Origin of the sequence: Cytobacillus firmus, from assembly GCF_023715565.1 — a bacterium.
GTDB classification, from domain to species: Bacteria; Bacillota; Bacilli; order Bacillales; family Cytobacillaceae; genus Cytobacillus; species Cytobacillus firmus_C.
In genome coordinates, this window is sequence record NZ_JAMBOJ010000073.1 from 1 (window position 1) to 25,821 (window position 25,821).

At 44.0% G+C, this 25,821-nt stretch carries 24 protein-coding genes and 2 pseudogenes; 5 read left to right on the top strand and 21 right to left on the bottom strand.

What is annotated here, in order from left to right; all coding sequences use genetic code 11:
• Positions 1–156 precede the first annotated feature (156 nt).
• The 4 genes from M3205_RS21870 to M3205_RS21885 all read right to left on the bottom strand — a co-directional run bounded on the left by M3205_RS21870 (position 157) and on the right by M3205_RS21885 (position 3,048).
• Complete coding sequence (locus M3205_RS21870) at positions 157–348, bottom strand: hypothetical protein (RefSeq protein WP_251171821.1); 192 nt, start codon at positions 346–348, stop codon at positions 157–159.
• Between the two features lie 67 nt (positions 349–415).
• A complete protein-coding gene (locus M3205_RS21875) occupies positions 416–1,423 on the bottom strand; it encodes an ABC transporter ATP-binding protein (RefSeq protein WP_251171822.1) in 1,008 nt (335 codons plus the stop codon).
• An 11-nt stretch (positions 1,424–1,434) separates the two neighbouring features.
• Entirely contained in the window at positions 1,435–2,241 is an 807-nt protein-coding gene (locus tag M3205_RS21880; RefSeq protein ID WP_251171823.1) for an ABC transporter permease, read from the bottom strand.
• Positions 2,242–2,244: 3 nt separating this feature from the next.
• Positions 2,245–3,048, bottom strand: coding sequence for an ABC transporter permease (locus tag M3205_RS21885; RefSeq protein ID WP_251171824.1), 804 nt, complete (start codon positions 3,046–3,048; stop codon positions 2,245–2,247).
• Positions 3,049–3,222: 174 nt separating this feature from the next.
• Between M3205_RS21885 and M3205_RS21890 the strand changes: the two genes are divergently transcribed.
• Positions 3,223–4,587, top strand: a complete 1,365-nt coding sequence (locus M3205_RS21890; RefSeq protein ID WP_251171825.1) for a YjiH family protein — start codon at positions 3,223–3,225, stop codon at positions 4,585–4,587.
• 333 nt (positions 4,588–4,920) lie between these two features.
• Here the strand turns inward: M3205_RS21890 and M3205_RS21895 are convergent, their stop codons facing one another.
• The 10 genes and pseudogenes from M3205_RS21895 to M3205_RS21940 all read right to left on the bottom strand — a co-directional run bounded on the left by M3205_RS21895 (position 4,921) and on the right by M3205_RS21940 (position 14,219).
• Positions 4,921–5,391: a hypothetical protein gene (locus M3205_RS21895; protein WP_251171826.1), complete on the bottom strand. Its 471-nt coding sequence runs from the start codon at positions 5,389–5,391 to the stop codon at positions 4,921–4,923.
• A 20-nt stretch (positions 5,392–5,411) separates the two neighbouring features.
• Positions 5,412–6,509 (bottom strand): PRK06851 family protein, encoded by a 1,098-nt coding sequence (locus M3205_RS21900; RefSeq protein ID WP_251171827.1) that lies wholly within the window; start codon positions 6,507–6,509, stop codon positions 5,412–5,414.
• A gap of 249 nt (positions 6,510–6,758) precedes the next feature.
• On the bottom strand, positions 6,759–7,235 hold the full coding sequence (gene ybaK / locus M3205_RS21905; protein ID WP_251171828.1) for a Cys-tRNA(Pro) deacylase: 477 nt from the start codon (positions 7,233–7,235) through the stop codon (positions 6,759–6,761).
• A 111-nt stretch (positions 7,236–7,346) separates the two neighbouring features.
• Positions 7,347–9,008, bottom strand: coding sequence for a glycoside hydrolase family 13 protein (locus tag M3205_RS21910; RefSeq protein WP_251171829.1), 1,662 nt, complete (start codon positions 9,006–9,008; stop codon positions 7,347–7,349).
• 392 nt (positions 9,009–9,400) lie between these two features.
• Positions 9,401–9,882: pseudogene (locus M3205_RS21915) on the bottom strand (DinB family protein).
• A 657-nt stretch (positions 9,883–10,539) separates the two neighbouring features.
• Positions 10,540–10,764, bottom strand: coding sequence for a hypothetical protein (locus tag M3205_RS21920; protein ID WP_251171831.1), 225 nt, complete (start codon positions 10,762–10,764; stop codon positions 10,540–10,542).
• 101 nt (positions 10,765–10,865) lie between these two features.
• The gene (locus tag M3205_RS21925; protein WP_251171832.1) at positions 10,866–11,327 is read right to left on the bottom strand and encodes a hypothetical protein; all 462 of its coding nucleotides are present in this window, start codon (positions 11,325–11,327) and stop codon (positions 10,866–10,868) included.
• 96 nt (positions 11,328–11,423) lie between these two features.
• Positions 11,424–12,326 (bottom strand): NAD(P)/FAD-dependent oxidoreductase, encoded by a 903-nt coding sequence (locus tag M3205_RS21930; protein WP_251171833.1) that lies wholly within the window; start codon positions 12,324–12,326, stop codon positions 11,424–11,426.
• 106 nt (positions 12,327–12,432) lie between these two features.
• Positions 12,433–13,026 carry a hypothetical protein gene (locus M3205_RS21935; protein ID WP_251171834.1) on the bottom strand — a complete coding sequence of 198 codons (594 nt, stop codon included), beginning with the start codon at positions 13,024–13,026 and terminating at the stop codon, positions 12,433–12,435.
• Positions 13,027–13,037: 11 nt separating this feature from the next.
• A complete protein-coding gene (locus tag M3205_RS21940) occupies positions 13,038–14,219 on the bottom strand; it encodes a ParM/StbA family protein (protein WP_251171844.1) in 1,182 nt (393 codons plus the stop codon).
• 456 nt (positions 14,220–14,675) lie between these two features.
• Here M3205_RS21940 and M3205_RS21945 point away from each other — a divergent pair, with 456 nt between their 5' ends.
• Positions 14,676–15,944, top strand: coding sequence for a GGDEF domain-containing protein (locus M3205_RS21945; protein WP_251171835.1), 1,269 nt, complete (start codon positions 14,676–14,678; stop codon positions 15,942–15,944).
• A 228-nt stretch (positions 15,945–16,172) separates the two neighbouring features.
• Positions 16,173–17,666, top strand: coding sequence for a peptide MFS transporter (locus M3205_RS21950; RefSeq protein ID WP_251171836.1), 1,494 nt, complete (start codon positions 16,173–16,175; stop codon positions 17,664–17,666).
• Positions 17,667–17,800: 134 nt separating this feature from the next.
• Here the strand turns inward: M3205_RS21950 and M3205_RS21955 are convergent, their stop codons facing one another.
• The 6 genes from M3205_RS21955 to M3205_RS21980 form a co-directional block, all read right to left on the bottom strand.
• Positions 17,801–18,301, bottom strand: a complete 501-nt coding sequence (locus tag M3205_RS21955) for a cupin domain-containing protein (RefSeq protein ID WP_251171837.1) — start codon at positions 18,299–18,301, stop codon at positions 17,801–17,803.
• A gap of 20 nt (positions 18,302–18,321) precedes the next feature.
• Positions 18,322–19,170: a KPN_02809 family neutral zinc metallopeptidase gene (gene ypfJ, locus M3205_RS21960; protein ID WP_251171838.1), complete on the bottom strand. Its 849-nt coding sequence runs from the start codon at positions 19,168–19,170 to the stop codon at positions 18,322–18,324.
• Positions 19,171–19,285: 115 nt separating this feature from the next.
• A complete protein-coding gene (locus M3205_RS21965; RefSeq protein WP_251171839.1) occupies positions 19,286–20,410 on the bottom strand; it encodes an NAD(P)/FAD-dependent oxidoreductase in 1,125 nt (374 codons plus the stop codon).
• A gap of 138 nt (positions 20,411–20,548) precedes the next feature.
• On the bottom strand, positions 20,549–20,740 hold the full coding sequence (locus M3205_RS21970; RefSeq protein WP_251171840.1) for a hypothetical protein: 192 nt from the start codon (positions 20,738–20,740) through the stop codon (positions 20,549–20,551).
• Positions 20,741–20,808: 68 nt separating this feature from the next.
• Positions 20,809–21,786 carry an ornithine cyclodeaminase family protein gene (locus M3205_RS21975; RefSeq protein ID WP_251171841.1) on the bottom strand — a complete coding sequence of 326 codons (978 nt, stop codon included), beginning with the start codon at positions 21,784–21,786 and terminating at the stop codon, positions 20,809–20,811.
• Between the two features lie 13 nt (positions 21,787–21,799).
• Positions 21,800–23,134, bottom strand: a complete 1,335-nt coding sequence (locus M3205_RS21980) for an MFS transporter (RefSeq protein ID WP_251171842.1) — start codon at positions 23,132–23,134, stop codon at positions 21,800–21,802.
• A gap of 197 nt (positions 23,135–23,331) precedes the next feature.
• Here M3205_RS21980 and M3205_RS21985 point away from each other — a divergent pair, with 197 nt between their 5' ends.
• Positions 23,332–24,504: an MFS transporter gene (locus M3205_RS21985; RefSeq protein WP_251171845.1), complete on the top strand. Its 1,173-nt coding sequence runs from the start codon at positions 23,332–23,334 to the stop codon at positions 24,502–24,504.
• Positions 24,505–24,631: 127 nt separating this feature from the next.
• Here the strand turns inward: M3205_RS21985 and M3205_RS21990 are convergent.
• Positions 24,632–25,228: pseudogene (locus M3205_RS21990) on the bottom strand (class I SAM-dependent methyltransferase).
• A 206-nt stretch (positions 25,229–25,434) separates the two neighbouring features.
• Between M3205_RS21990 and M3205_RS21995 the strand changes: the two are divergent.
• A complete protein-coding gene (locus M3205_RS21995; protein WP_251171843.1) occupies positions 25,435–25,650 on the top strand; it encodes a YbbN family protein in 216 nt (71 codons plus the stop codon).
• Positions 25,651–25,821 lie beyond the last annotated feature (171 nt).

Below are 25,821 nucleotides of genomic sequence, written 5' to 3' on the forward strand. Positions count from 1 at the left end.
AAGGAAATTCACTGCCAAAAAATAAGAATTTAAAGAATTAATACCCTGAAATAAGAGAAAGGTGAATTTGAGCGCACTCAAATTCACCTTTCTTACTATCTGAAGCTAGTTTTGTCCCAGCCCCTTCTATTATAAGCAGAAGCCTCATCCGGAGGCTTACATTCCATTATGATGATCATTTTTCATGTTATGCATATAGGACTCCATGTAGGCTCTCTCTGACTCAGGTACATGCATTCCATTTTCTTCAGGGTCAAACTCGTCAACCCCATGCTTTCTATGCCACCAGTCCACAAACACGCCTGTTCCCAGCAATACAGCACAAAAGCCCAGCAAATAGAGAATCATTTTGATCACCTCTATATAGTATATCAATTTTTTCGGAAAATATTGACATATTGGCCAAGCCCATTTTTTACAGTTTTACAGTCTCCGGCAGGTCCTGATAGCCCTCCTGATAAATGCGGCTGATAATCGATTCTATGGCAGGCTCTTCCACTGTCAGATCTTTAATATTATGGGTTTCAGTAATTTGCGCAATCAGTCCTGAAGCTGACACTTCATCCCGGTTAAACCGGATCCAGAAGCGGCTTGCTTCTTCCTTATACACTTCACCGCCATTAAGTTTCAGACTGTGTGGTGATTCCTCCAGGTCCACGATGAGTGTCCTCGTTTTGCCGAAACGCTCCTTGACGACTGCAATCTCCCCGTCATACACCTTTTGCCCATGATCGATAAGGATCATCCGCTCACAGAGTTTTTCAATATCCTCCATATCATGGGTGGTTAAGATGACAGTGATGCTGCGCTCCCTATTAATCTCTTTTATGAAAGTCCTCATCTTTTCCTTTGCGACGACATCCAGGCCAATCGTCGGCTCATCCAGAAACAGGATGGGCGGGTCATGCAGCAGAGATGCGGCAATGTCAGCCCTCATCCTTTGCCCTAAGGAGAGCTGGCGGACAGGCGTGTTCAGGAATTCATCCAGCCCCAGTATCTCGGTGAAAGTATCCATATTTCCCTTATACCGTTTATCCGGAACCTGATAGATTTCCTTCAGCAGCTCAAACGATTCGATAGTAGGCAGATCCCACCAGAGCTGTGTTCTTTGGCCGAAAACCACTCCGATATTCTTGGCATTCTCCTGCCTGTTCTCATAAGGGATGATGCCATTCACCTTCACACTTCCGGAGGTTGGAACCAGAATGCCCGTCAGCATTTTAATGGTGGTGGATTTTCCGGCTCCATTCGGCCCGATATAGCCGACCATTTCCCCTTCATTGATCGAAAAACTGATGTCCTTCACAGCTTCTTTTTTAATATGTTCTCTTTTGACAAGGCTCTTCACAGCGCCAAGGAAGCCTGTCTCCCGTTTGGCAATCATAAAGTCCTTCATTAGATGTTCAACCTCAATAATCGGCATTTCCAGCCCTCCTATGAACCTGTACTTTTATATCGCTTTAAACCCAGCATCCAGATCGAATAAGCAATAGCGAAAAAGACGATGCCTACAAGCGGCGAATAATACCCGATATTCTCCGGGAAAAAGGGGGTTTCTTTTTCAAGGAGGACGGCCGCAGGAAAATAGTTCACAAAGCCGAATGGGATCACAAATGCCGTAAACCATTGGACGGCTTTCGGATAAATGACCAAAGGATAATTGGTCAGATTTCGGGCAGGAAACATGCCCACCCAATAAAATTGCTCCGATTTCGTTGTCCAAAAAGCAAGGGCAGAAATCATGACAAGCAGTCCTCCCTGGATAAGGATGCCCCCCACCACAGATAACAGCAGAAACAAGCTTTTCCCCATTGTCCAATCCAGCTGCAGCTTAAAGCTGACCAAAGTAAAAATGCCGATGCTGAAGATGAACTGCCCAAAAGAGGCAACATCAAATTTCATAGCCATGAAATGAAAAAAAGGATTGATTGGCCTGACAAGAAAGCGGTCAAACGTGCCGTTCAAAATGTAGGTGTCCAATCCCCTGAAGTGGAAAAAGAGAATGATGCAAAACCCCCAGGATAAAACAGAGACAGCAAATAGAAACAGCATCTCATAAAGCGTCCAAGAGCCGAGTTCCTGAAACTGATAAAGCATGATCCACATCGTAAGTGCGGTGCCTGTATAGGATGTAATGAGGCCCACAATCCTCATGACAAAAGCAAACCGGTACTGAAGCTGGGCTCTCACCCCTGCGGAGATGAGCTTGAAATACAAATCGAAATAGTTTAAAACACTCACACTTTATCCCCCCTGTACCACCACTTTTTGGGATGCTCGATTCCAGACAAACCGTAACAGCAGATAACTGGCTGCAACCCAGAATAATTGGACACCCAAGGAAAGCAGAATCTCAGCTCCAGAGATTTTTCCTATGAAAATGGCATTTGGTATGTAATAGATTCCCTGAAACGGCAGGTAAATTGCCATCGTTTCCAGCCAGCCCGGGAAAAACCACAGCGGGATGACGGAACCGGACAGAAGGGACATGGCGAAGTAAAAAACATCGACAATTCCGCCCGTTTCAACGAGGAAAAAGGAAAGCAGCCCGAAGGACATTTCAATGCAATAACGGATCAGGAATCCTATAAAAGCTGAAACAATAAACAACGCCCAGGTCTCCCATCCTGAAGGCAATGTCAAATCCATAAAAATGAACATGACCGTATATAAAGGAAGCAGAGCTGTCAGTATGTAAAAGGCCACACTGCCAAAGTCGGCAAAAAGGTAGCGGAGCGGCACATCAAACGGCCTCATTAATTCCAAGGAAATATCGCCGGTACGAACCTTCTCCTGGATTTCCCATAGCGGGGTGCCTGCCCCATTAACTCCCGTTAAAAACTGACTGACCACAATATATGTCAGCATGGACTCAAAGCTGACGCCGCCAGCCTCTTCCCTGCCGGCATATAATGCTGTCCAGATCGATCCCCACATCAGCAGAAAAATGAGGTTTGAGCCGAGACGTGACCATACATCAAACCGATAAACGGCCGAGCGAAGAAAGGCCTTCTTCGTGAAGGTCCAATATAACCGAAACCTGAACATCCCCACACCTGCTTTTTGATTTTTTTGATTATTTCATATTTTAACATAATATGGGAGCTAAAAAATAAGAAGTTTAAAAAGACGGAAAACGGTGGAATTTAAGAGAAAGGGTTGGCTTTTTTAGTAGCAATGAATTAAAATAACATATGGTTTATAAATATAAGAAAAAGGTGAATGATATTGATTGATGCATCCAGAAAGAAGCATTCTTCTTCCGATCTGATAAAATTTCTCATACCGTCCTTAATTGGAATCAGCTTATTCATGGTTCCGATCAAATATCAGGGAGATATTACGATCCCCATCGCCATTTTTTCAGGATGGATCCAAAACCTGCTTACAGACTATCTTCCTGAAATTATGACCTTTATTATTGTTATTACATTCCTGGGTACATTGCTGGCAAAGCTCGCCAAGCCTGCTTTGATCGAGAAAAGCCCTTTTTTCAGGAACTTATTTGATGTTCCCTATATTTGGGCGGCAGCAAGATTCATAGGCGCCGTTTTTGCCGTTATCACCCTTCTTCAAATCGGACCCGAACAGATCTGGTCTGAAAACACAGGAGGTCTGCTCTTAAATGACCTTCTGCCGATCCTGTTCTCAGTCTTTTTATTTGCAGGGCTTTTCCTGCCTTTGCTATTGAATTTCGGATTGCTTGAATTCTTTGGCACGCTTTTAACGAAAATCATGCGTCCGGTATTCAGGCTTCCTGGCAGATCTTCCATTGACTGTGTAGCTTCCTGGCTTGGCGATGGCACGATTGGTGTTCTGTTGACCAGCAAGCAGTATGAAGAAGGCTATTATACGAAAAGGGAAGCAGCCATTATCGGCACGACCTTTTCTGTCGTATCCATTACCTTCAGCCTTGTCGTGATTTCACAGGTGAATCTTGGCCATATGTTTGTGCCTTTTTATCTGACCATCACAGCGGCAGGTTTCATCTGCGCCATCATCAGCCCGAGAATCTGGCCGCTTGCCAAAAAGCCTGATACGTATTATAACGGACAGGAAGCGGAGCTTGATGAGAGCATTCCTAAAGGGCACACTCCCTTTAGCTGGGGGCTTAATCAGGCGTTAGATAAAGCACGCACCAATCAAAGCTTGAAGGCCTTCTTCCAGGATGGCGCTAAAAATATTCTGGATATGTGGATGGGTGTAGCTCCAATTGTCATGGCTTTGGGAACATTGGCTCTGATCGTTGCCGAATACACACCGGTTTTCACGTATCTAGGAATGCCGTTCATTCCATTGCTTGAATTAATGCAGGTGCCGGAAGCAAGAGCCGCCTCTGAAACACTTGTGGTCGGTTTCGCCGATATGTTCCTTCCATCCGTAATCGGTGCAAGCATTGAAAGCGAGATGACCCGCTTTATTGTCGCTGCAGTATCTGTTACCCAGCTGATTTATATGTCAGAGGTCGGCGGACTTCTGCTTGGCTCTAAGATACCTGTATCCTTCTGGGATCTTGTCATTATCTTTATCCAGCGAACGCTGATTACTTTGCCGGTGATCGTGCTGGCTGCACATCTTCTTTTTTAATGGCTCTTTTCGTATAAATTGTTGTTTTTCGCTTATCAATGTTGTCCGTTGATTGCAGTGAGAGGATGCTCAGCGAACCACAGGGCTGGCGGTGAGCCTCCTCGACGCTGCGCGTCTGTGAGGTCTCACCTGTCCCGCTACTCCCGTAGGACGTTGAATAAGCTACCTTGAGTAAACACCGCACGAAGAAAATGCGAATGCATTTTCGAGGATCTCGCACCTTCCGCTCCAAGCACCTCAGTAAATATAATATAAATAGCAACAAACTTTGCGAAAACAGCCTTTTTAATATACGAAAAGAGGTATCCCAATGCGGGATACCTCTTTTGTATGTTAGAAGCATTGAAAGGAACGAATTCTCCTCAAATCTGTTCCGTAATACGTCCAGCGCCAGTTTCTCCAGCGCCAGCCGGCAACAGAGGTTCTGCCGACAAAGGTCGGGTAGAACCAGAAGCTGTTTCCGTTTTGCAGCCATACAAAGGTATTGCGGAATAAGCAGCCTCTTATGGCACCGGGATCAACAGCAAATGTGCTGACCTGCTGCATTTGAGGGGTGAAGTTTGGCGGCGGGGCCGATGGCGGTCCATCCTGTCCTCCAGTGCCTCCTCCACCACCGGGGAACCCTGGCGGCGGTCCTGGAGGTCCGAATCCGCCTCCTGGCGGAAATCCCGGGATGCTGATATTGATTCCTCCCGGAAACCCAGGAATGCCGATCCCGCCTCCTGAACCACCCCCCGGAAAAATGCGGCCATGTTCATTTTGCTCATGTGGATATGGATAAAACGGATAGTTCATATAATCCATTTTGATACTCCTTTCGGGATTTAGACTTTCTCTGCAATCAGCAGTAATTCAGAGCGAATCTGCTCTTTGATCCGGTCCACCACAGAAAAGTCCATAGCATTTACATAGATTTTTTCCAGCGTGTCGCGCTGGGTTTTTGCCCGCGCCAGATAAGAGATGGCTTCGGTCATTTTATTTTTATAACGGGTGCTGATATCCTTTAGCTGTTCAGCGTAAATTTCATCTGTGCCTGAGTTGATCGTTATTTCATACATATCTACGATTTCATCACCATCACGATTCGGAAAATATTCATGCGGAGCCGTGCTGTCAAAGATAGCGAGGCCCAGCTCGCGCACAATGATCATATCCAGGCTGTGCGGATCAAACCCGCAATGATAGATTTCAATATCAAATCCCCGGCTTTCCGCTTCTTTTGCCAGCTTCTTCAGCATGGTTGACTTGCCGGAACCCGGACGCCCTTTTATGAAGTACCTTTTTTGAATATCCTCCGTAAGATTCGGCACAAAATCCACCGCTCCGATCGGAGTGGCTGCCCCTAAATAACGATGCCTTACACATGGAGTCTTATTTAGTTTCATATTTCCATAGAAGGTCGTGATCAGCTTTTTCGTCAGTTCATCCGCCTTCTGGAAATTCATATTTTCTATATAGATTTTTTCCCACTCATCATGAATCCTCAGTGCTTCGGCAAACGTGTCATAAGCTGCTCCAAAGGAATTGCTGATTTGGCCCGAAAGTACGGTTATTTCTTCTTTACATGCAGCGAGTGCCCTTGAATCCCAGGCTTCGCCAAGATTGATATATTCCTCGACCGCACCTGGTGCTTTCGGTTCGATCACATGCGGTGCTGTTCCATCGACAATGCCTGCTTTTAAAGAAGGAATGATGACACCATCGAGCGATTGACTGTCAGATGAGCAATAAATGTATTCCAGGTCATAGCCTTTTTCGGACAGATCTGCCCCGATCGCTTTCATCAGGGATGATTTGCCTGTTCCCGGTCCGCCTTTTAAAATATATAGGCGATCAAGCCCTGCCAGGTTCGATTCGAATAAATTGTGGAATCCCCGGGCTGTATTCCCGCCGGCGAAGTATTTCAATATTTTCCCAGCCACTCCTACACTTCCTTTCGAAATGCATTTTCACCTTACAGTATGCAAAGAGGGAGGGATGGGTGAGTGCCTATGAAAAAAAGAGTGCTGAATCTTGGTGATTCAGCACTCTTGCTTTTATCCGTATAACTTGTTGTTATTCACCTGTCAATTTGGTCCGTTGATTTCCGCTCCAGGCTGCTCGACGCTGGAGTCTCGCACCTTCCGCTCCAATCAACTCAGCGAACTATATATAAAATGCAACAAACCTTGCTATTTGATCAAATCCGCCAGTTCAGCCCCAATGGCCTTTTGCAGGTCGTCCACCTTGAGCTCCATTTGCATGCCGATTTTGCCGCCGCTGACTATGATCAGATCCAGTTCTCCCGCCTTTCTGTCGATGAAAGTGGGATACAGCTTTTTCATTCCGACCGGGGAGCAGCCTCCGCGGATGTAGCCGGTCAGCTTCTGGATATCTTTTACCGGGATCATTTCCACTTTCTTTTCGCTGGCAGCTTTTGCGGCTTTTTTCAGGTTGAGCTCTTCTGCCACAGGTATGATGAACACAAAGATTTGCTTGCTCACGCCTTGAGCAACTAAGGTTTTATAAACGGCTTCAGGATCTTTGCCGATTTTCTCTGCAACCGATACACCATCAATCTTCCCGTCCTGGCTCTCATATGTAATCAGTTCATACACGACCTTTTGAGCATCGAGCATACGCATCGCATTTGTTTTACCCTTTGCCATTGCCTGCGCCTCCATTGGTTATTTTCCTCATTTTAGCATTTTTGGCCGGTTTCAAAAAGGGGCGGGCAACAGAATAGCAGGATCCCCCAAAGAGAATCCTGCTAATAGAAATTATTTCAATCGGTACACACGGGCTTCATAAGGCTTAAGCGTATATGAATCCATATCACCATGTTTTTCAACTGGATAGTTATTCAATAAAAGCTGCTCATAGGAAAGCTTAACATCTGTTTCAAAAGATGCTTCCTCTGTTGAAAGGTTTGTTATCACGACTACCTTGTCATCCTCAGATGTGCGGGTATAGGCATAGATTTGCTTATCTTCTTCAAGAAGCAGATCATATTGGCCATAAGTGAAGACTTGGTTTTCTTTTTTTAACCTGATCATTTTTTTATAGAAAGAAAGGATAGAGTCCTTATCCTGGGATTGGACCTCCACATTGATCTCCTTATAGTTCGGGTTGACCTTCATCCAGGGCTGGCCTTTCGTGAATCCAGCGTTTTCCTTAGTGGACCACTGCATTGGCGTACGGCTGTTATCGCGGGAAGAAGCCCAGATGATGTCCATAATATCCTGATGAGACATGCCTTCCTCTTTCTTCAGGCGGTACAGGTTCTTTACTGCTACGTCATCATAGTCGTCAATGGAAGGGAATTGGACATTAGTCATGCCGATTTCCTGTCCCTGATAAATGAATGGCGTACCCTGCATCAGGAAGTACATAGCACCCATAGCTGTTGCGCTTTGCTGCCAGTATTCCTCATCATTTCCCCATGTGGAAACGACACGCGGCTTATCATGGTTCTCGATGAATAACGCGTTCCATCCGTCTGCTTCCAGACCTTTCTGCCAGCGGGTCAGAACTTTTTTCAGCTCGACAATATCCACCTCGGGATTGGTTTCCGCGTCCCAAAGGCCAAGGTGCTCAAATTGGAAAATCATATCCATTTTACCCTGCTCTTCACCGACCCAAAGGTCAGCTTCATCCACGGTAACACCGTTTGCTTCGCCGACTGTCATCACATCATAGTTCGCATAGGTGCGGTCTTTAAATTCCTTTAGGTACTCGTGAATGCCTTCCTGGTTCATATGCATATCGAAGGAAGAAACATACTTTTTCTTCTTTGGATTTGGCATATCAGGCAAGCCGGCACGCTTTTTGATATGGCTGATGGCATCAATCCGGAAGCCGTCGATTCCCTTATCCAGCCACCAGTTCACCGTATCATATAATGCCTCGCGGACCTCTTTATTTTCCCAGTTCAAATCAGGCTGTTTGGTGGAAAAAACATGCAGGTAATACTGGTCTGTCTTCTCATCGTACTCCCATGCCGATCCGCCGAAAATACTTTCCCAGTTATTCGGCTCCTTGCCATTCTTTCCGTCTCTCCAAATATACCAGTCCCTTTTCGGACTCTCTTTGGACTCACGGGACTCAATGAACCACGGATGCTCATCACTTGTATGGTTCAGCACAAGATCCAGAATCAGCTTCATATCGCGCTTGTGGACCTCATTCATCAGCTGATTGAAATCCTCCATCGAGCCGAAGTCCTCCATGATATCCTGGTAATCTGAAATATCGTATCCATTATCATCATTAGGGGATTTGTACATCGGGCAAATCCAGATGACATCAATGCCTAATCCTTTAATATAATCCAGACGCTGAATAATCCCCTGAAGATCGCCAATTCCATCTCCGTTCGAATCCTGGAAACTGCGGGGATAAATTTGATATCCAACTGCTTCTTTCCACCATACCTTTTTCATATTAACACCCTCATTATATATAAATTTCTTTTCAATAATCTTTGTTCGGTGCGCAAACGTTTGCATTAAACGGCATAAAAAAAGCTGCCTGCTTAATACGTGCATACTACTACATTAAGTGTAACGCTTACAATTTAATTTTTCAATACCCTAATTAGATTGATAGAAAAAGAAAACACGCATATTAGCGGGTTTTCTCAGTTATTTGAAGTTTCTTATTTAACTAAAGCTACGAACTTCTTTCAGGAATGTTGCACGTATCTTTTATAAGGGGTAGCGTCAGGAAAATATGGATTTGCAACAAAAAGGAAATTATAAATTAAAACCCAATGGAGAAAGTGAGCTTTCTTATTTTTATTTCAATTCATTCTGAATCAACGCAAGTGAACTTCTTACTTATCTGCTTTCCAACTGTTTTGTAGTTTCCTAATAATATAATTTGACCAATATGATATGCATTATGGGTAGTAGAATTTCCAAGAAACTGCCACCATTTAGCCTTTTCCGGAAAACCGATTACGTCACTTTCAACTTTATTAGTGAATAATAATCCATCCCACTTTAAAAGTACATCAAGCAACGTTTCCTTTAAGTCGGTAAAGGAAGTATATTCAGGTATTTTAAAACTCTCATTATTATTGGCAATTGAAGGGACAGCATCTATACTGGATTTTTTGTACCTAGTCTGCCAACATTGATTCCAATATATTAAATGCTGTACTATCTCCGCTATACTAGGACAATTCTCATTTGGCTTCCAAAATGCTTGTTCTTCTGTTAAATCCTCCACGGATTCTGTAAATGGTCTGTACCAACTTGCATCATGGGCATTCGCTAAGAACTGGTCAGATAGAAGATCTTTTACTTCAGTCATTCTATTCACTCCTCAATTCCAGGTATTAATTCTTTCAATCTTGTTTATCCTCCTATTTATTTTCGTGTTAAATACAACAAAACCCTTTATCGTATTCAACTAAGCTGTTATTACTGCCCAGTATCGTTGTACTACGCAATAGCCCTTGAGTATTTCTCTTCTTTTCATCACCAAAATACTTCCACAAATGATAAGTGATCCAAAACAAGGATACATATAAAATGGCGAACAAAGGGAAAATTGAAGTATGTTCAAGGAAAAAATCTGATGCAAAAACAACGAAACAAACTAGGACTATCAAGAATGTTATCAAAATAATCCAATAACGTTTATCTATTTTAATACTTTCGATTCCAAATGAGGACAATAAACCTTTCTAAATTGGAAGACTCTTAACTTTAACGCTATTAACAATTGTTTACATTTTACTAATTTTTCTAAAACACCTTATTGGAACTAACTTGCTCCGCTTGATTGAATATGATATTAGGGACATATTGAAGGCATTAGAGGCTCAAAAAGCAGGTGTTTTTTCATTCGAGACCGAGGTTATAAGCATGAACATACACAAAGCTGGAACATCGGATATATGAGGGATTCGCTTTCAGAGGACACGGCAACACATTTAAAGCCCTCTCAAAGAGAAGAGCTTTTTACTTAATTCTTTACTCTAATCATGTCCTTATCAACGGAAATTACTTCCTCATTAGCAAAAATAATTAACGCAGTTCCACTTTCATATTTAATCGAATTAAATTCACCAATGACTAGCACTTCTCCTTTTCTAATTTGGTAAACAACCTGATTATCATTTTCCTCACTATCGTAAGCTACTAAATCATTGACTAAGAAACCTTTAAGGGGTTCATTAAATAACTTCATTTTTTTTCTCCTTTAGCACAAAGTTGTGTTAGACAACGGCTTATACTTTGTAGGTGTTTTCAAAGAAGCCGCAGCATTTCCAGCTGCGGCTTCCAATATTGTCAGGCCGGCTCCATTTGAAGCTGGTCCCGGTATGGTTTTAATGAATGATAGATAATGTTCTGCATGAATGCCTTATCCATGTCCGGCAGCAGCTTTTCAGCAAATGCCCAGGCATTTTCCTCAATTCTCAAAGCTGTGAGCCAGCGTTCGTGCTCGGTTATGCAGGCATCGAGATGGCTGGCCAATTGCTCCAGCTCCGGATCTTCTGCATGGCCTAATTCATGAGCAAATACAACGGTAAAATAGTCCATAAACCGATCAGCAGAAACGAACAGCTGCTGGCATTGGTTCTTAATCTCTTCAACATAAAGGGTAACTGTATGGGTTCCCATGCTGTATTTTCCGCCAGCTATACGATTTCCCGGAAAATGTTTCTCCAATTTAATATCCGCCTGACTCCCCGATCTCTTCAGCAATTCCCTTACAACTAGATCCAAGCTTTCTTTATTCAATGCATACACCTTTCTCTATTTAAAGCTTATAGGCTATTATATGAGAAAAGTGTACAGAAATAAACCGTTATATACCCTTTTTTTTGAAGATAAAACCTAAATCCCTTAATTTTCATCCTGCAGAAGCGATTTATGGATCCAGATCGCAGACTGTGCTCCCTCCCCCATCGCAATGGTTACTTGTTCCGCATGGGCCGCCACATCGCCTGCTGCCCAAACATTTGGTACACTGGTCATTTTCGAGCGCGGATCGGTCAGGATATGCTTATTTTCAAGCCGCTCTGCACCGAGCTGCTGTGCCAGGCCGGATTTTATCTCATTTCCGCCAAATGCGATAAACCCTCTTTCCCCTGTAATTTCTTTGCCGTTTTCCAGCCTAACACCGTTAAAAGCATCATCTTCTGCAAGCACCTTATCTATTGATTCTTCCAGATATTCAATATTTTTCTCTCTCATTCTCTCCAATAATTCCTGATCAGGCACCTTTTTTTCATGGTTGATAAAAACAAGGTCATTTGTCCAATAAGACAAGGTTAAGGCCATATTCGCGCCGGCATTTCCAGAGCCAAGCACAAGTGTGCGCTTATCCTTCACCTCATATCCATCACAGTCGGGACAAACATAAACAGATATCCCTAGACAAGGCATCAGTTCCGGGAATGGCGGCATCCGGTCCATAACTCCTGTTGCCAGCAAAATCCGTTTGCCGGAATATTTATTGCCGCTTTCTGCTGAAACGACAAATCCTCCTTCAGCCTTTTCAACTTGCTCCACCTTTTCATGTACAAACTCCACTCCAAGGCTTTCAGCGTGCTTTTTCCCAAGCTTACGAAGCTCCGGTCCGCTCACACCATCAGGATAGCCTAGGATATTATGATAATTTTTGCATATAACGGAGCGACCATCATTGGAATCCAGCACCAGCACCTTATGCTTATACCTGCCGAGCTGAATAGCAGCCTGCAGTCCTGCAATCCCTCCTCCAACAATCAGACAATCATAATTCAATTGGAATTCCTCCTCTTCATGCCAAAAAAGTCTATACCTGTAAACTACCCAGAAATTCCTCGTCTAAATACAAAAAGGGAGTTTCATCGCTGAAACTCCCCCGAAATCATTTATTCATATGTGCAAGAAAGCCGCCAAGAAGAATATCCAGGTCTTCTTCGCTTTCCTCTTCAGTTTCTTCTTCTTGCTGTTCCTGTTTTGCTTTGTCCCAATCAAAGTCCAGCAGATCATCTTCAATATCCGACAGATCAGCTTCAGATGCTTGGTCTTCCTCTAAAGCCGCAGCTGCAGCATCATATTGATTCACAACAGGGCTCGGCTCCTCCTGCAGATATAAGGCTTCATCTATGTCAGAAGATCGGCTGTTCAAGGACGCCAGCAGGGATGTTGCCCGCACCGGGTCTGTGATCAGCTGATAAATGATACTGCCGAGCAGCGCTTCTGAATGCTCATGCTTAAGCCAGTCGCGCTGAACCTTGCTTAGCCCCTTTGGAAGGGGAATGGTGATGGTTTCCCGGTCTTTTGATTGTGAACTGCTGACTCCCTGCATCACATACTCGGCCATCTTGCTCGAAAAATTCCGCTTTTCGGTTTCCTTCAGCTTTTGCAGATGCTTCAGAATATGATCAGGAGTGTCAGATGGTACACGAAAGGATATGGATTGTCCTCTCTTAATTTCAGAAGAGGAAGCTTTACTCATGAACAATCACCCTAGTTGGCTTTTACAGGCTTCTTATCCTGGTCTGCCTTATCTTTATTCGTTCTTCTTGAAAAATCAGAGATTAGCTTGTAATAAGCATTTGCCATCATCCAGATGCTTTCTTTTTCATCCTCGAAGAAGTCAATGTTATAGCCATCCAGATTATTATTTAATGTCTTCAGATAATCTTTTAGAACAATTGAGCCGCCGCCGACAAAATAGCAGATTTCCGTCTGGGAGTTTTTCTGCCAAACGTTGCGGAGCAGGCGGTACTGCTTCTTCGCCAGGTCAAGAAGGATTCGGTCTGTAATATCATGCACGCTTGTGCGACTTCCTTTTACCATAATATGATTGCGGTCATTTTTCTTCGTGATGATTTCCACGACATCTGTACGGCTGTCGAGCTCAACACCATGCTTCGAACGGATCTCTTCACGGATGGATTCAAGCGCTTCAGACACGCCAAGGTTGAAGCCTTGTGCTTTATCATCATCTACATTGCGGTTTTTAATGACAGCGATATCCGTAGATAATCCGCCGATATCCTGGATTAGAATACGCTTATCAATTAAATCCTTATTAATGATGTTTAAGTTATTATCCATTACAAGGTTGATATAAGCAGCAAATCCTTCAGGATAAACCTTGATTTCTTCAAACTTGATATTAACTTTTTGTCCCTGGTACTTAGGTGTAACAAGGAACTCAACCTGATGGACTGAGCCGAGCAGCTTGGAACGGTAGCCCGCATCCTTGCCTTCCTTTACTTCACGAAGCGGAAGTCCTGTCCCAAGTGTGTAGTTTGCATCGATCACATTACCGGACTTCTTAAAACCTGTGGAACCGCCATTCTGTACAGCATCCAATGCCAAAGCAGTGAAAAGCATGACCAATGTCTGATCTTCTTCGGATTTGCTGCTGCCCGGATCCAGTTCAGTAGCATTATCGCTTTTTGTTGCCAGGTTACCCACACGGTAAATCGTATTGTTTTCCTTCAGGGCAGGGGAGTGAACTCTAATATGTATGCCTTCAAGCGGATTTTTGCTGTCAAGTTCCTCAATCCCGATAACTGGCCGGTCCTCAACATCTCTCGCTATTACATTCGGTATGTTTAATTCTGAATCCAATTTTCCAAAGATTGCTTTAATAGAATCGTTACCTACGTCAACTGCTGCAATTCGTGAATTCGTCAAATCATTCAATCCTTTCATTCTCTATAATATAGAGCTGCTATTTTAAGAGTAATTCAGATTGAGAGATTAATCAATGAGAGGAAATAAAAAGTAATCAAAGCGTAAAAACGTAAACAAAATGTAAACATCTGCCTTCATTGTATACACTTTCCGCATACATGTAAACAAAACTGCACACATCCTTATATACCAACATGCACACAGTTTTGCATACTTGTTTACATTTCCGTATGCATTTGTAAACATTTTTGTATACTTGTAATCAAATTTGTTTACAAGAAGAAGAACCTGGTATTTCCTTAAAATTTGATAGTTTTTGAGATATATAATATCCTAATCTTCTAATCGAATTGGATAATATTAAAAAATTTAGAAAATATACTAAATTAATCTACTCTCTTGGTAAAAATTCCTATAAAATAGGGGTATAACAAATAGGAAAAGGAGTTCAGAAAGATGCAAGGCTCCAGAATATTTATGGTTTCGCTTTTTATTATTGCCGTATGCACTGCTGTTTTCTCAGAGGGGATAAGTGTCGAGAGCTCTGTATATATAAAAGCGCTGGGTATATACCTGCTGTTTGCATGCCTGTATTATCATTTGCGGATTATCAGTAGAAATGGAAGTACATCGATTGATTATGGTATTAATTACAGTCTGTCCATTGGACTGTTTACGGGGCCATTAGGTCTGTTGATTTTTGAAGTCATCTACCGTTTTGGCGTCTATTTTTATAGAAAGCATTCAAAAACAGAGGATCCTGATGAATTTTTCCATACGTTTTATAACATTGGTTCCTTTGTGATGAGCAACTCCATTGCAATCTATATGTTCCATCTGTTATCTCCCCTCTTTCAGGGTGTACCATTCGGTTTTTGGGTTGTCATGCTGATACTGATCACCGTAACCTCTTTGCTTTCGGATCTATTCCTGATTACTGTTTTTAAACTGACAGGAGATATTAAAACAAAGCGGGAAGCGATTGACTTTATCAAAACAAGAAGTGTGCTGGATATGGGGAAGATTGCCTTCACGAACGGCCTTTTGCTGCTATTCCTGCAGGAAGGAAAGTGGGAAATACTCATAAGCCTGTTTATCCTTAACTATCTTGTAAGCCGGTCCTTCCTATCAAAATCACAGATGCTTCAGAATAAAATCGAACGTGATAAGTTCGAGCAGATGGCCTATACTGACTTTCTGACTGGTGTGTTTAATCGTGCCTATATGGATAAAAAGATGACAGAGCTTAATAAATCTGATGAGAGCATTGGTATAGTTGTAGCTGATATTGACAAATTCAAGAGGATTAATGACAGCTATAATCACGCGGTTGGCGACAAAGCAATCAGGCACTTTGCCGATACTTTAAAAAGCTACCTCTCCAAAGATGATTACTTGTTCAGAAGCGGAGGAGAAGAGTTTACGATAATTTTGAGATCCAGAACATATGAAGAGTGCCTGAATTTAGCTCAGAAGATACGCACAGGGGTTGAAAACAGCCCTTTTCAAGCTGATTTTAAAGAAGAGTCCATTTCTATTTCCTATACTGCATCATTTGGCCTTTTTTACTATAAAGTGAACGGTCTGCTATCTATTGAAAAAGCGTATGTTTATGCAGACCAGCTCCTATTCCAGTCCAAAGATATGGGTAAAAACAGACTATCCAGCAGGAAAGAGCCTGTCCATCCTCCCAGACCTGCAGAAGCAGTTCTGACAAACGCATAAGATATTCGCAGCCGCCGGTTTTGGCGGCTTTTTTTGGGGTATTATATCTTTGTTTTCAAAAATTAATAATACTATAATTATTCTGAAAAAATAAATTTAAAATAGATTCCCTGGAAAAATCTATTTATTCCTCCTTTGAAGCCAATAATACCCATCAATACATAAAATTTTTTTTGACAATTAGCAACTATGAAAGATATTATAGAATAGCTAAAAGGAGGATGAAACATGTCAGATTTTAATAGGCAGAAAATTGTTGAAAGTGTGCCTCAAAAGGGTTTCTTTGGACATCCTAAAGGCTTGTTCACACTATTCTTCACTGAGTTTTGGGAGCGCTTTTCTTACTATGGAATGAGAGCAATCCTTGTTTTCTATATGTACTACGAGGTTTCAAAAGGCGGATTAGGCCTTGATGAGCCAACAGCTTTAGCAATCATGTCCATTTATGGTTCATTGGTGTATATGTCTGGAATCATCGGTGGATGGATAGCTGACAGATTACTCGGCACATCCAGAGCGGTATTCTACGGCGGAATTTTGATCATGCTTGGCCATATTGCCCTTTCCATTCCTGGTAGCTTGGCTATGTTCTTTGTTTCCATGGTTCTGATCGTTTTAGGTACTGGTTTATTAAAGCCGAATGTATCGAGCGTCGTTGGGGACATTTATAGTCCTAAAGATAATCGCCGCGATGCCGGTTTCAGTATCTTCTATATGGGCATCAACCTTGGCGGATTCCTTGCGCCGTTAATTGTCGGAACAGTTGGAATGAATTATAATTTCCATCTTGGTTTCGCCATTGCAGCTGTTGGTATGTTCTTTGGCTTATTGGTGTTTATCTTTACGAAAAAGAAAAATCTTGGATTAGCAGGAACTTATATTTCTAATCCATTATCTGAAGATGAAAAGAAAACAGTTTATACAAGAATTGGCCTGGGCGCTGTTATTATTGCCATTTTAGTTGCTGTCGGCATCCCAACTGGTCTTTTAACTTTTGATTCCTTTATCGCACTTGTTGGTATTCTGGGTATCGGTCTCCCAATTGTTTACTTTACAATGATGTACCGCAGCCCGAAAACAACAGAAGTTGAACGTTCACGCATCATTGCATATATTCCATTATTCATTGCGTCTGTTATGTTCTGGGCTATCCAGGAGCAGGGTTCAACGATTCTTGCGAACTATGCGGACAAGCGTACACAGCTTGAGTTTATGGGACTTGATATATCACCGGCATGGTTCCAGTCTCTTAACCCATTATTCATTATTTTCTTCGCGCCAGTATTTGCTTGGCTGTGGGTGAAGCTTGGCGACCGCCAGCCTTCAGTGCCGCAGAAATTCTCACTGGGTCTATTGTTTGCCGGTTTATCTTTCCTTGTGATTCTGCTTCCTGCTTACTTTGGCGGAACAGATTCTCTAGTAAGTCCATTATGGCTGGTTCTTAGCTACTTCATTGTTGTACTCGGGGAGCTTTGCTTATCACCTGTTGGACTTTCAGCTACAACCAAATTAGCGCCTGCTGCGTTCTCCGCGCAAACAATGAGCCTTTGGTTCCTGTCAAATGCGGCCGCACAGGCAATCAATGCACAGATTGTTAAATTCTACACACCTGCAACAGAAATGACGTATTTCGGAGTAATTGGTGCAGTAGCAATCCTGCTATCCATCATCCTATTCTTATTGAGTCCTAAAATTCAAGGATTTATGAAGGGTGTAAGGTAATTTTAGAAAAGGAAAAGCCAGAAGAGTTTAGCTCTTCTGGCTTTTTTTGCTTGTAATAGGGGATCTTATTTGGCCGGTAAATTCGCCAATTTAGCCGGTATTTTCTTAATATTGACCAGTAGTCCGCTCTTCCATCATCCTTTCCATTCCGCAAGCATCGGCCCCTCTTCACCATATACAGGGTCCATCTGAGGAACTGGAACAGCATTAATTGCCGCGAGTGCCTGTACACGGTCTGAAGGGTCTTGTCTCATCATATTCGGGCTTGTTCCGCCGGGATAGGCACCCACAACCTTGAAATCCGGGCTGCTTTCAATCTTCTTATGCCCTGTGCCTGCAGGAAGGAGAATAACGTCGCCCTGGCTGATTTCGAGGCGTTCACCCTGATCACCGCCGATAAGGACGGTGGCCTGTCCCGCTTTGACCCCAAGCACTTCGTGAGTGTTCGAGTGATAATGGTGGTAATCATATACTCCGCCCGTCCAGCTTCCGGTCCATTGATGTCTGTTGAAAGAAGTCTCAATTTCATCGGTCTGTTCCTTAAAAACTGCTCTGTAGATGATCACCGGGAGACCTTGATTATTGGGTATTTGGCCATCATCGGCCAGCAGCATGGTTTGGATCCCGCTATTCATTCAATCCGCTCCTTTCTTAATTAAAAACCGCTTTGCTTAAACGTATCTCCGCCTTTAATGGTTCCGTTCTGGAAGCCTTTGTGAAACCATGACTTTCTTTGTTCAGAAGTGCCATGTGTAAAGCTTTCCGGCACGACATAGCCCTGTGCCCGTTTTTGAAGAGTATCGTCCCCTACTGCCGTGGCTGCATTCAGGGCTTCTTCCAGGTCACCTTCCTCTAAATAACCCATTCCCTGAGCATGATGAGCCCACACGCCTGAATAATAGTCGGCCTGCAATTCAAACCGTACAAGATATTTATTAAATTTTTCTTCACTCATTTTCTGGCGGAGCGGCATGATTTCTTCTGTTGTCCCCAGAAGGGTCTGCACATGGTGCCCAACTTCATGGGCGATAACATATGCCATGGCAAAATCACCGGGTGCCTGGAATTTCCTTTGCAGTTCTTCGTAAAAACTTAAATCGATATACAGCTTTTGGTCGCCCGGGCAATAGAAGGGCCCTACTGAAGAGGACGCTTGCCCGCATGCAGACTGTACACTGCCTGAGTATAAAACTAGGGTTGGCTCTTTATACTGCAACCCCTGCTCTTTGAATATTTCCGTCCAGACTTCCTCTGTATCCGCCAACACAACCGAGACAAAGTCTGCAAGCTCTTTTTCCTGCTCCGACTCTTCATATGGCACAGATGTACCTGAATCTGTTCCGTTCATATTGCCTATTAGGTCACCCGGATCACCACCGAGGAAGGTAAATAACAATACTATAATAATTCCGCCAAGGCCGCCGCCGATCAGGGTTTTTCCCCCGCCGCCCATGCCTCTGCGGTCTTCTACATTAGAACTCGCTCTTCTGCCCTTCCACTTCATAATTCAGCCTCCTAATGAAACATCACTTTCATTAGTGTATACCCGAAATGAAGCGATTTATTAACTTATCAGATACAAAAATAAGTGCCTGCTGCTAAAACAGGCACTTTGAAATCTATCCTTTTTTTACAGCACCAGCCGGATCATAGAGGCTCAGATCTATATCATCAACCTCTTGCCCGAGAGCAAGCCTGGCCAGCTGGGCGCCCAGAAACGGGCCTGCAGTGAGCCCTGAGGCTCCAAGCCCATTAGCTATGTAAAGACCTTTGAGACCCGGAATTTGGCCTATAATGGGCAGAAATCCGGGTGTATAGGGTCGAAATCCCACGCGTGCTTCTGTAAACGTTCCATTCGATAATCCCGGGGCGATTGCCAGGGCTTTTTCAAAAATGTCATTTAACCCGCCTGCTGTTACTCTTAAATCATAGCCCATATCATCTTCATGGGTCGCACCCATGACAATGCGTCCGCCCTCAAAAGCCAGGATATATTGATTGTTTGGCGGCATGACAACCGGCCAGTCCGCCGTATCGTCTCCTTCAAGCTGAAGATGGACGATTTGCGCTTTTTGCGGTTTCACATCCAGCTGGATTCCAAGCGGCTCAAAAAGCTCTCCTGCCCATGCTCCGGCCGCTGCAATCACACTTTCCGCTTCATATTGCTTCCCACCTGCTCTAACAGCTGTAATCTCATCTTCCTGGCACACAAGTTCTGCGGAGCCCTGCACCCCTTTTGCACCATGCTTTTCAGCTGCCCGCAGCAGCGCGTCACGCAGTGCCCGGCCGTTGACGCGCGCAGCACCGCTTACATGTACAGAGGCATATTCCTTAGCCAATGCCGGAAACAGCCGGGATGTCTGTTCCGGAGACAAGGGTGTTATCTCCCCCATTTCAGGAGCATCATCGCGCCTTTTCATAGCCCGTTCTTCCATTTTTTCAAGCTTTGCAGGATCGGTATGAATGCTGACGGCGCCTGCCTGCTGATAGCCGGTCTCTGTCTCGCCGTCTTTTTCAAGCTCTTTAATCAGAGTACGATAATAGGCCGCTCCCCCCTTGGCGAGTGCGTACCACGCTTTATTCCGCCGCTGTGACAGCCAGGGGCATATGATTCCGGCCGCAGCATCTGTTGCCTGCCCCGGATCTTTGCGGTCAATAACGGTGACTTTGGTACCTGCCTTAGCCAAATGATAGGCAGCAGAGGCCCCCAGAATTCCTGCACCAATTACGATATGACTTTTCATAATGACTCCTTTTTATTATCTGGTTTGCACTTATTTTACAAGAGTTTGGGGATAGGTTCAAAAGGCGGCTGCTGACTGATCCCTGAATTCCAAACAAAAAAGCAGCATGACAGGCGCAACACCCATCATGCTGTTTCATTAAAAAGGCTTATTCGGTTCATAGGTCGGCTGCTGATTTTGTGCCTCATACTGCTGGCTTTTGGCTGCCGCATCCTGGACGTTTTCTTCAAGAGCAAATTCGGTGTCCATACCCTTTTTGAATTGGTCAGCCTGGTTTTGGGCTGATACGATTTGCTGTTCTTCAGTTACTTTATTCGGCTGCTTCGGCATCTCTATCTCTCCTTTATTTTAGAAGTATAGCTATAGATTTTCCAAAGCCTCAGGCACTATTCACCTTTTTACAGATCCACCTTTGTTCCGATGCCTTCATGAATTGCCTTTTCATAAACGGCTGCAGCGACAGCGAGGTCGAAGTAGGCAATGCCGACGGACTTGAAAAAGGTAATCTCTTTATCGTTTTCTCTGCCTGGAATTATTCCGGCTGATAATTGCCCGATTTCGCCATGAAGGTCCGAAAAGCTCCAGACCCCTTCTGTAGCAGGAATAATAAAATCACCGGCTTCCTCTTTGACCCCTTCTATAGTATCTGCGACAATCTTAGAGCTTCGCAGCAGTGTTTCCAAGTCGACTTCCTGCATATGCGGAAGATAAGAACCTACGCCGTTAATATGCGTACCCGGCAGGAGAGCTTTGCCGGAGAATACCGGCTTTTCCGAGCGGGTGCTGCAGATTACGATATCCGCCCGGGATACAGCTTCATCCGCATTTTCCAGGATGGTAATCTTCCCCGGGAACCCGTCAAATTTTCCGGCAAATTGATGTGCCTTTCCAGTTGTACGGTTGTAAAGGAATATTTCCTGTATTTCGCGGACCTCCAATACTGCCTGAAGCTGCTCCTCCGCCATGGCCCCACAGCCAATCACAGCCACTCCTCTTGCCGATTTTTTCGCCAGGTGCTTAGTGGCAATGCCGCTTGCAGCCCCGGTCCGGAGTCTGGTAAGGTAAGAAGCATTCATACATGCCAGATGTTCACCTGTATCCGTATCACTTAATAAAATAACTCCCTGAGTGGTTTTTTTGCCGATCGCAGGGTTCTCTGGAAAAATGGTGACCACCTTTACAGCCGTTTTTCCGATTGGAGGCATGGCACTTGGCATGTAAAGGGCGGATGCCTTTCTCTCCGGAAAGTCCAGGACGGTTCTGTGTGGATTCTGAATTTTCCCCTCCAGATTATGCAACAGAGCATTTTCAAGATCTTTTATGGCTAATTCCATCGTATAGATGGATTTTATTTCCTTTTCAGATAATATAAGCATGAACTCTACCTTTCTAAGCTTTATGATGGGTTTGTCCGAAACTTGTATGGAATGAATCTGCTTTGGGCTGATCTGAATCCAGATCCTGATTGCTGCGGTCGCGGACAGATGAAATCGCAATCAAAGAGATGGCTGCTGCAAGCATGATGTATAACGCTACAGGAACATAGGAATTGTTATAGGCATTCAGAAGTGCCGTAGCAACGAGAGGAGCTGTCCCGCCTGCCAATGCGGCACCTATTTGATAGCCCAGAGTAATGCCGGTATAGCGGACATTCGACTTAAATATTTCAGAAAACATCGTTCCAAGTACAGCGGTGATGGGAGCCCAGATGATGCCGAGACCCAATATGGTAGCCACAATCAGCAGTGCCGCCGAACCCTGGTGAAGGAGCCAAAAGTACGGAAAGGCATAAAGCATCATCAGGACCGTTCCGCCGACATAAAGCTTTTTCCGGCCTATTTTATCAGACAGCTTCCCCATAATCGGGATCAGAATAGTAGTAATCACCGTTGCAATTGTCACGGCATTCAGGGTAACTGTACGCGAGAAACCAAGCTGAGTTGTCGCATAGGAAACAATAAAGGTTCCAAAGATATAAAAGGGCGCTGTCTCCACCACTTTTGCGCCAACTGCAATCAATACTTCCTTCCAATGGGTACGCATCGTTTCCACAAACGGAACCTTGGCAATTTCGCCTTTTTCCTGGGCCTTTTTAAAGGATGGTGTTTCATCAATGCCTTTGCGGATCCATAAGCCAAAAAAGACAAGCAGGGCACTCAGGATGAATGGCACACGCCATCCCCAAGATAAAAAGGCTTCCTCCGGCAATAACGTCATGACGGATAAGGCAATTGTTCCGAGGAGCATTCCGATGGTGACACCCATTTGTGGAATGCTTCCAAAAAAGCCCCGCCGATTTTTTGGGGCATATTCAACGGCTAGCAGCAATGCACCGCCCCATTCTCCTCCGAGACCAATTCCCTGTATCAGTCTTAAAATAATTAGAAGAATCGGTGCCGCCACACCAATATTGTCATAGGTAGGCAAAAAGCCCATGAGAACAGTGGCACCCCCCATAAGGGAAAGTGTGAGGACAAGGGTTTTCTTCCTGCCGATTTTATCGCCGATATGGCTGAAAATAACGCCGCCAAGCGGACGGATGAAGAAGGCAAGCGCGAAAGAGGCATACGCAAGCATTAAACCGACGGCCGGATCATCACTGTGAAAAAACATTTGATTAAATACAAGTGCAGCAACCGTTCCGTATAAAAAGTAATCAAACCATTCGATGGAGCTTCCGATCAGGCTTGCGATCAGTACTTTCTTTTCTAATTTCTTTTCCATTACATCTCCCCCTCTCTTGACTGTAAAAATGTACAAGTTCATCATAGTTTATATTATTTTGATATTTCAATATATTTTTAAAATTGACTGATAAATAGAACTTATTTACCTGTCAAATCCCTAAGATGAAAGTATGGGAATGTTTTTGTTATAATCATAATACTTAGATGGAATTTGAATTTACTGGAGTGAACATGTTGAATACTAAAAAAGCATTGCCTCTTTTATTTGCCGTTATGTTTCTTGTTATGGTGGGGTTTGGAATCATTATTCCTGTCATCCCCTTTTATGCGGAAGAATTAGGGGCATCACCTACTGAACTTGGCCTGTTAATGGCCGTTTATTCACTGATGCAGCTGCTCTTTGCGCCTATGTGGGGGCGTGTTTCCGATAAAATCGGACGCAAGCCTGTCATTATGATCGGTATTTTTGGCCTTGGACTGTCCTTTTTCATGATGGCCCTGTCCACTGAGCTATGGATGCTGTTTGCAGCCAGAATCATCGGCGGCTTTCTGTCATCAGCCAATATGCCGACAGTCATGGCTTATGTAGCGGATATTACATCAGAAGAAGACCGTGGGAAAGGAATGGGCATCATTGGAGCTGCAGTGGGCTTAGGGTTTATTTTTGGCCCGGCGATCGGCGGCATCTTTTCCCGGGAAAGTTTGAACCTTCCTTTCTACGCGGCAGGAATTTCTTCGTTTATCACATTCTTCCTTGTCATGCTTGTGCTGAAAGAATCTCTTTCACCGGAGCAGCGCAGCCAGGGAACAGCAAAGCGTCCAGGTCTGATGACCGCTTTAAGAGGAAGCACTGGCATTTTGTTTATCCTGCAGCTGTTTGTTTCACTGTCATTGGCAGGTCTGGAAGCAACCTTCGCTTATTTTGCGGCTGAAAAAGCCGGCCTTGGCACCGTGGAGCTGGGCTACATTTTTATGATTATGGGATTTGGGGGCGCTCTTGTGCAGGGCGGCCTGGTAGGACGCTTGACGAAAAAGTATGGAGAAGGGGTTGTGATTCAGCTCGGGACCATCGTCTCCGCCATTGGCTTCGGATTGATTCTCCTGGTTGACAATTTTACGACTGCAGCGATTTTCCTGACGATTTTCGGCATAGGGAACGGATTTATCCGTCCGAGTGTTTCTTCCCTGCTGACCAAGACATCTCAATCCGGACATGGCAGTACGACTGGCCTGCTGTCATCCTTTGATTCCCTGGGACGCATTATCGGCCCGCCGCTCGGAGGATGGCTGTTCACCATCAGCATCGGTGCTCCGTACCTGACGGGAATCCTGCTTTCCGGTTTGGCTTTCATCATGTATCGTGTGTATGCTGTCAAGTTGAACAGAACCCGTTCGATTACACCTTAAGAAAAGCGCAAGCACCTTGAAGATTGTGACTCGAGGAGTTAGGCGCTGGAGCTAGACAGTTATCGGCGTTCAAAAATTATATACTTTCTTATCTTTTAAAAAAGGAGGCTCATTTTGCCTCCCTTTTCTACTTTTGCAGGATCACCTGAATGACGTGTCCCGTTCCTGTATGCCCTTTTCCTTCCACTCTTTCCTGTTCGCCGTAAAAGAAATGAAGGACCTTATAACCCTGAATCCATTGAAGAATATCAGCCGGATGATAGACCATGTCCACACTTTTCGGCCCGCCTGTACCATAGCTTAGCTGATCTTCTTAATAAACCTCAAGCATGACAATTCCACCCGGCTTGACAACCGAAATTAGCTTATCAAATACGGTTTTTTGGTCCTTTTTCAAAAAATGGCCGAAAACCATAATTGAAGCGTCATATTCCGCAGTTGGCACAGAATCATGAATCAGATCTTTCTGCCCAGTTTCCACTCTGACCTGATGGCGCCCAGCCAGCTGATGTGTTTTGTCTAACCCGCTTTGAGTATAATCCCAGGCTGTTACATCATGCCCCATTCTTGCAAGATATACGGCATTACGCCCCTCCCCCTCGGCAAAGGCCACAACTCGTTTGTTCCCTTCAAGCCGCCATGCCTGCTCTCTGATGAATTCATTGGGCTCTTCGCCATATAAATAGCCTTCCTGAGAAAACTTTTCTTCCCATAGATTTGCCAATCAAACCACTCCTTTTCCCATAAGGTATTCTAGGATAGGTTCTGTAAATCCTATTGTATAATGGAAAAAATGCCTGCAAGAGGAGGATAAAAATGAAAGAGCTGACATCGATGGAAGAGGTGCATCCATTTATTCAAAGCACGGAGCTCGCTCTTATTTATGTGCTGCATGACAGCTGAAGCATCTGCCATGGCCTGCTTCCTCAGGTGGAGGAAGTGTTAAAGGATTATCCCCGTATTGAGGCCCGGCTTGTAAATGCTGGAAAGGCAACGGAAATTGCCGGTTACCTGATGGCCTTTACAGTGCCTGTGGTTGCCTTATTTTTGGATGGAAAAGAGGTATTGAGGGAAGCGCGTTTCATTCCGGTGGAGAAGCTTCGTGATGATTTGAAAAGGATTTATGAAGGGGTTTTTGATGAGTAAACAGGTGATTTAATAATAGAAAAATAAACCAGACAATCTTAGGCTAACGGGTTCGGTTCAGAGGGAGAAAACAGTAAATAGTAATACATTTGGAGGTTTAAATCGCAAGCGATTTAGAACCTCCTTTTTTATTATTAAATCAATGTTTGTTTCACTTTATTATTACAATCA

What these genes read in the sequence shown, in the direction of transcription:
- M3205_RS21870 (WP_251171821.1), bottom strand. Translation starts at nt 348, where the DNA reads ATGATTCTCTATTTGCTGGGCTTTTGTGCTGTATTGCTGGGAACAGGC.
- M3205_RS21875 (WP_251171822.1), bottom strand. Translation starts at nt 1,423, where the DNA reads ATGCCGATTATTGAGGTTGAACATCTAATGAAGGACTTTATGATTGCC.
- M3205_RS21885 (WP_251171824.1), bottom strand. Translation starts at nt 3,048, where the DNA reads ATGTTCAGGTTTCGGTTATATTGGACCTTCACGAAGAAGGCCTTTCTT.
- M3205_RS21890 (WP_251171825.1), top strand. Translation starts at nt 3,223, where the DNA reads ATGATATTGATTGATGCATCCAGAAAGAAGCATTCTTCTTCCGATCTG.
- M3205_RS21895 (WP_251171826.1), bottom strand. Translation starts at nt 5,391, where the DNA reads ATGGATTATATGAACTATCCGTTTTATCCATATCCACATGAGCAAAAT.
- ybaK (WP_251171828.1), bottom strand. Translation starts at nt 7,235, where the DNA reads ATGGCAAAGGGTAAAACAAATGCGATGCGTATGCTCGATGCTCAAAAG.
- M3205_RS21910 (WP_251171829.1), bottom strand. Translation starts at nt 9,008, where the DNA reads ATGAAAAAGGTATGGTGGAAAGAAGCAGTTGGATATCAAATTTATCCC.
- M3205_RS21920 (WP_251171831.1), bottom strand. Translation starts at nt 10,764, where the DNA reads ATGAAGTTATTTAATGAACCCCTTAAAGGTTTCTTAGTCAATGATTTA.
- M3205_RS21935 (WP_251171834.1), bottom strand. Translation starts at nt 13,026, where the DNA reads ATGAGTAAAGCTTCCTCTTCTGAAATTAAGAGAGGACAATCCATATCC.
- M3205_RS21945 (WP_251171835.1), top strand. Translation starts at nt 14,676, where the DNA reads ATGCAAGGCTCCAGAATATTTATGGTTTCGCTTTTTATTATTGCCGTA.
- M3205_RS21950 (WP_251171836.1), top strand. Translation starts at nt 16,173, where the DNA reads ATGTCAGATTTTAATAGGCAGAAAATTGTTGAAAGTGTGCCTCAAAAG.
- M3205_RS21955 (WP_251171837.1), bottom strand. Translation starts at nt 18,301, where the DNA reads ATGAATAGCGGGATCCAAACCATGCTGCTGGCCGATGATGGCCAAATA.
- ypfJ (WP_251171838.1), bottom strand. Translation starts at nt 19,170, where the DNA reads ATGAAGTGGAAGGGCAGAAGAGCGAGTTCTAATGTAGAAGACCGCAGA.
- M3205_RS21965 (WP_251171839.1), bottom strand. Translation starts at nt 20,410, where the DNA reads ATGAAAAGTCATATCGTAATTGGTGCAGGAATTCTGGGGGCCTCTGCT.
- M3205_RS21970 (WP_251171840.1), bottom strand. Translation starts at nt 20,740, where the DNA reads ATGCCGAAGCAGCCGAATAAAGTAACTGAAGAACAGCAAATCGTATCA.
- M3205_RS21975 (WP_251171841.1), bottom strand. Translation starts at nt 21,786, where the DNA reads ATGCTTATATTATCTGAAAAGGAAATAAAATCCATCTATACGATGGAA.
- M3205_RS21980 (WP_251171842.1), bottom strand. Translation starts at nt 23,134, where the DNA reads ATGGAAAAGAAATTAGAAAAGAAAGTACTGATCGCAAGCCTGATCGGA.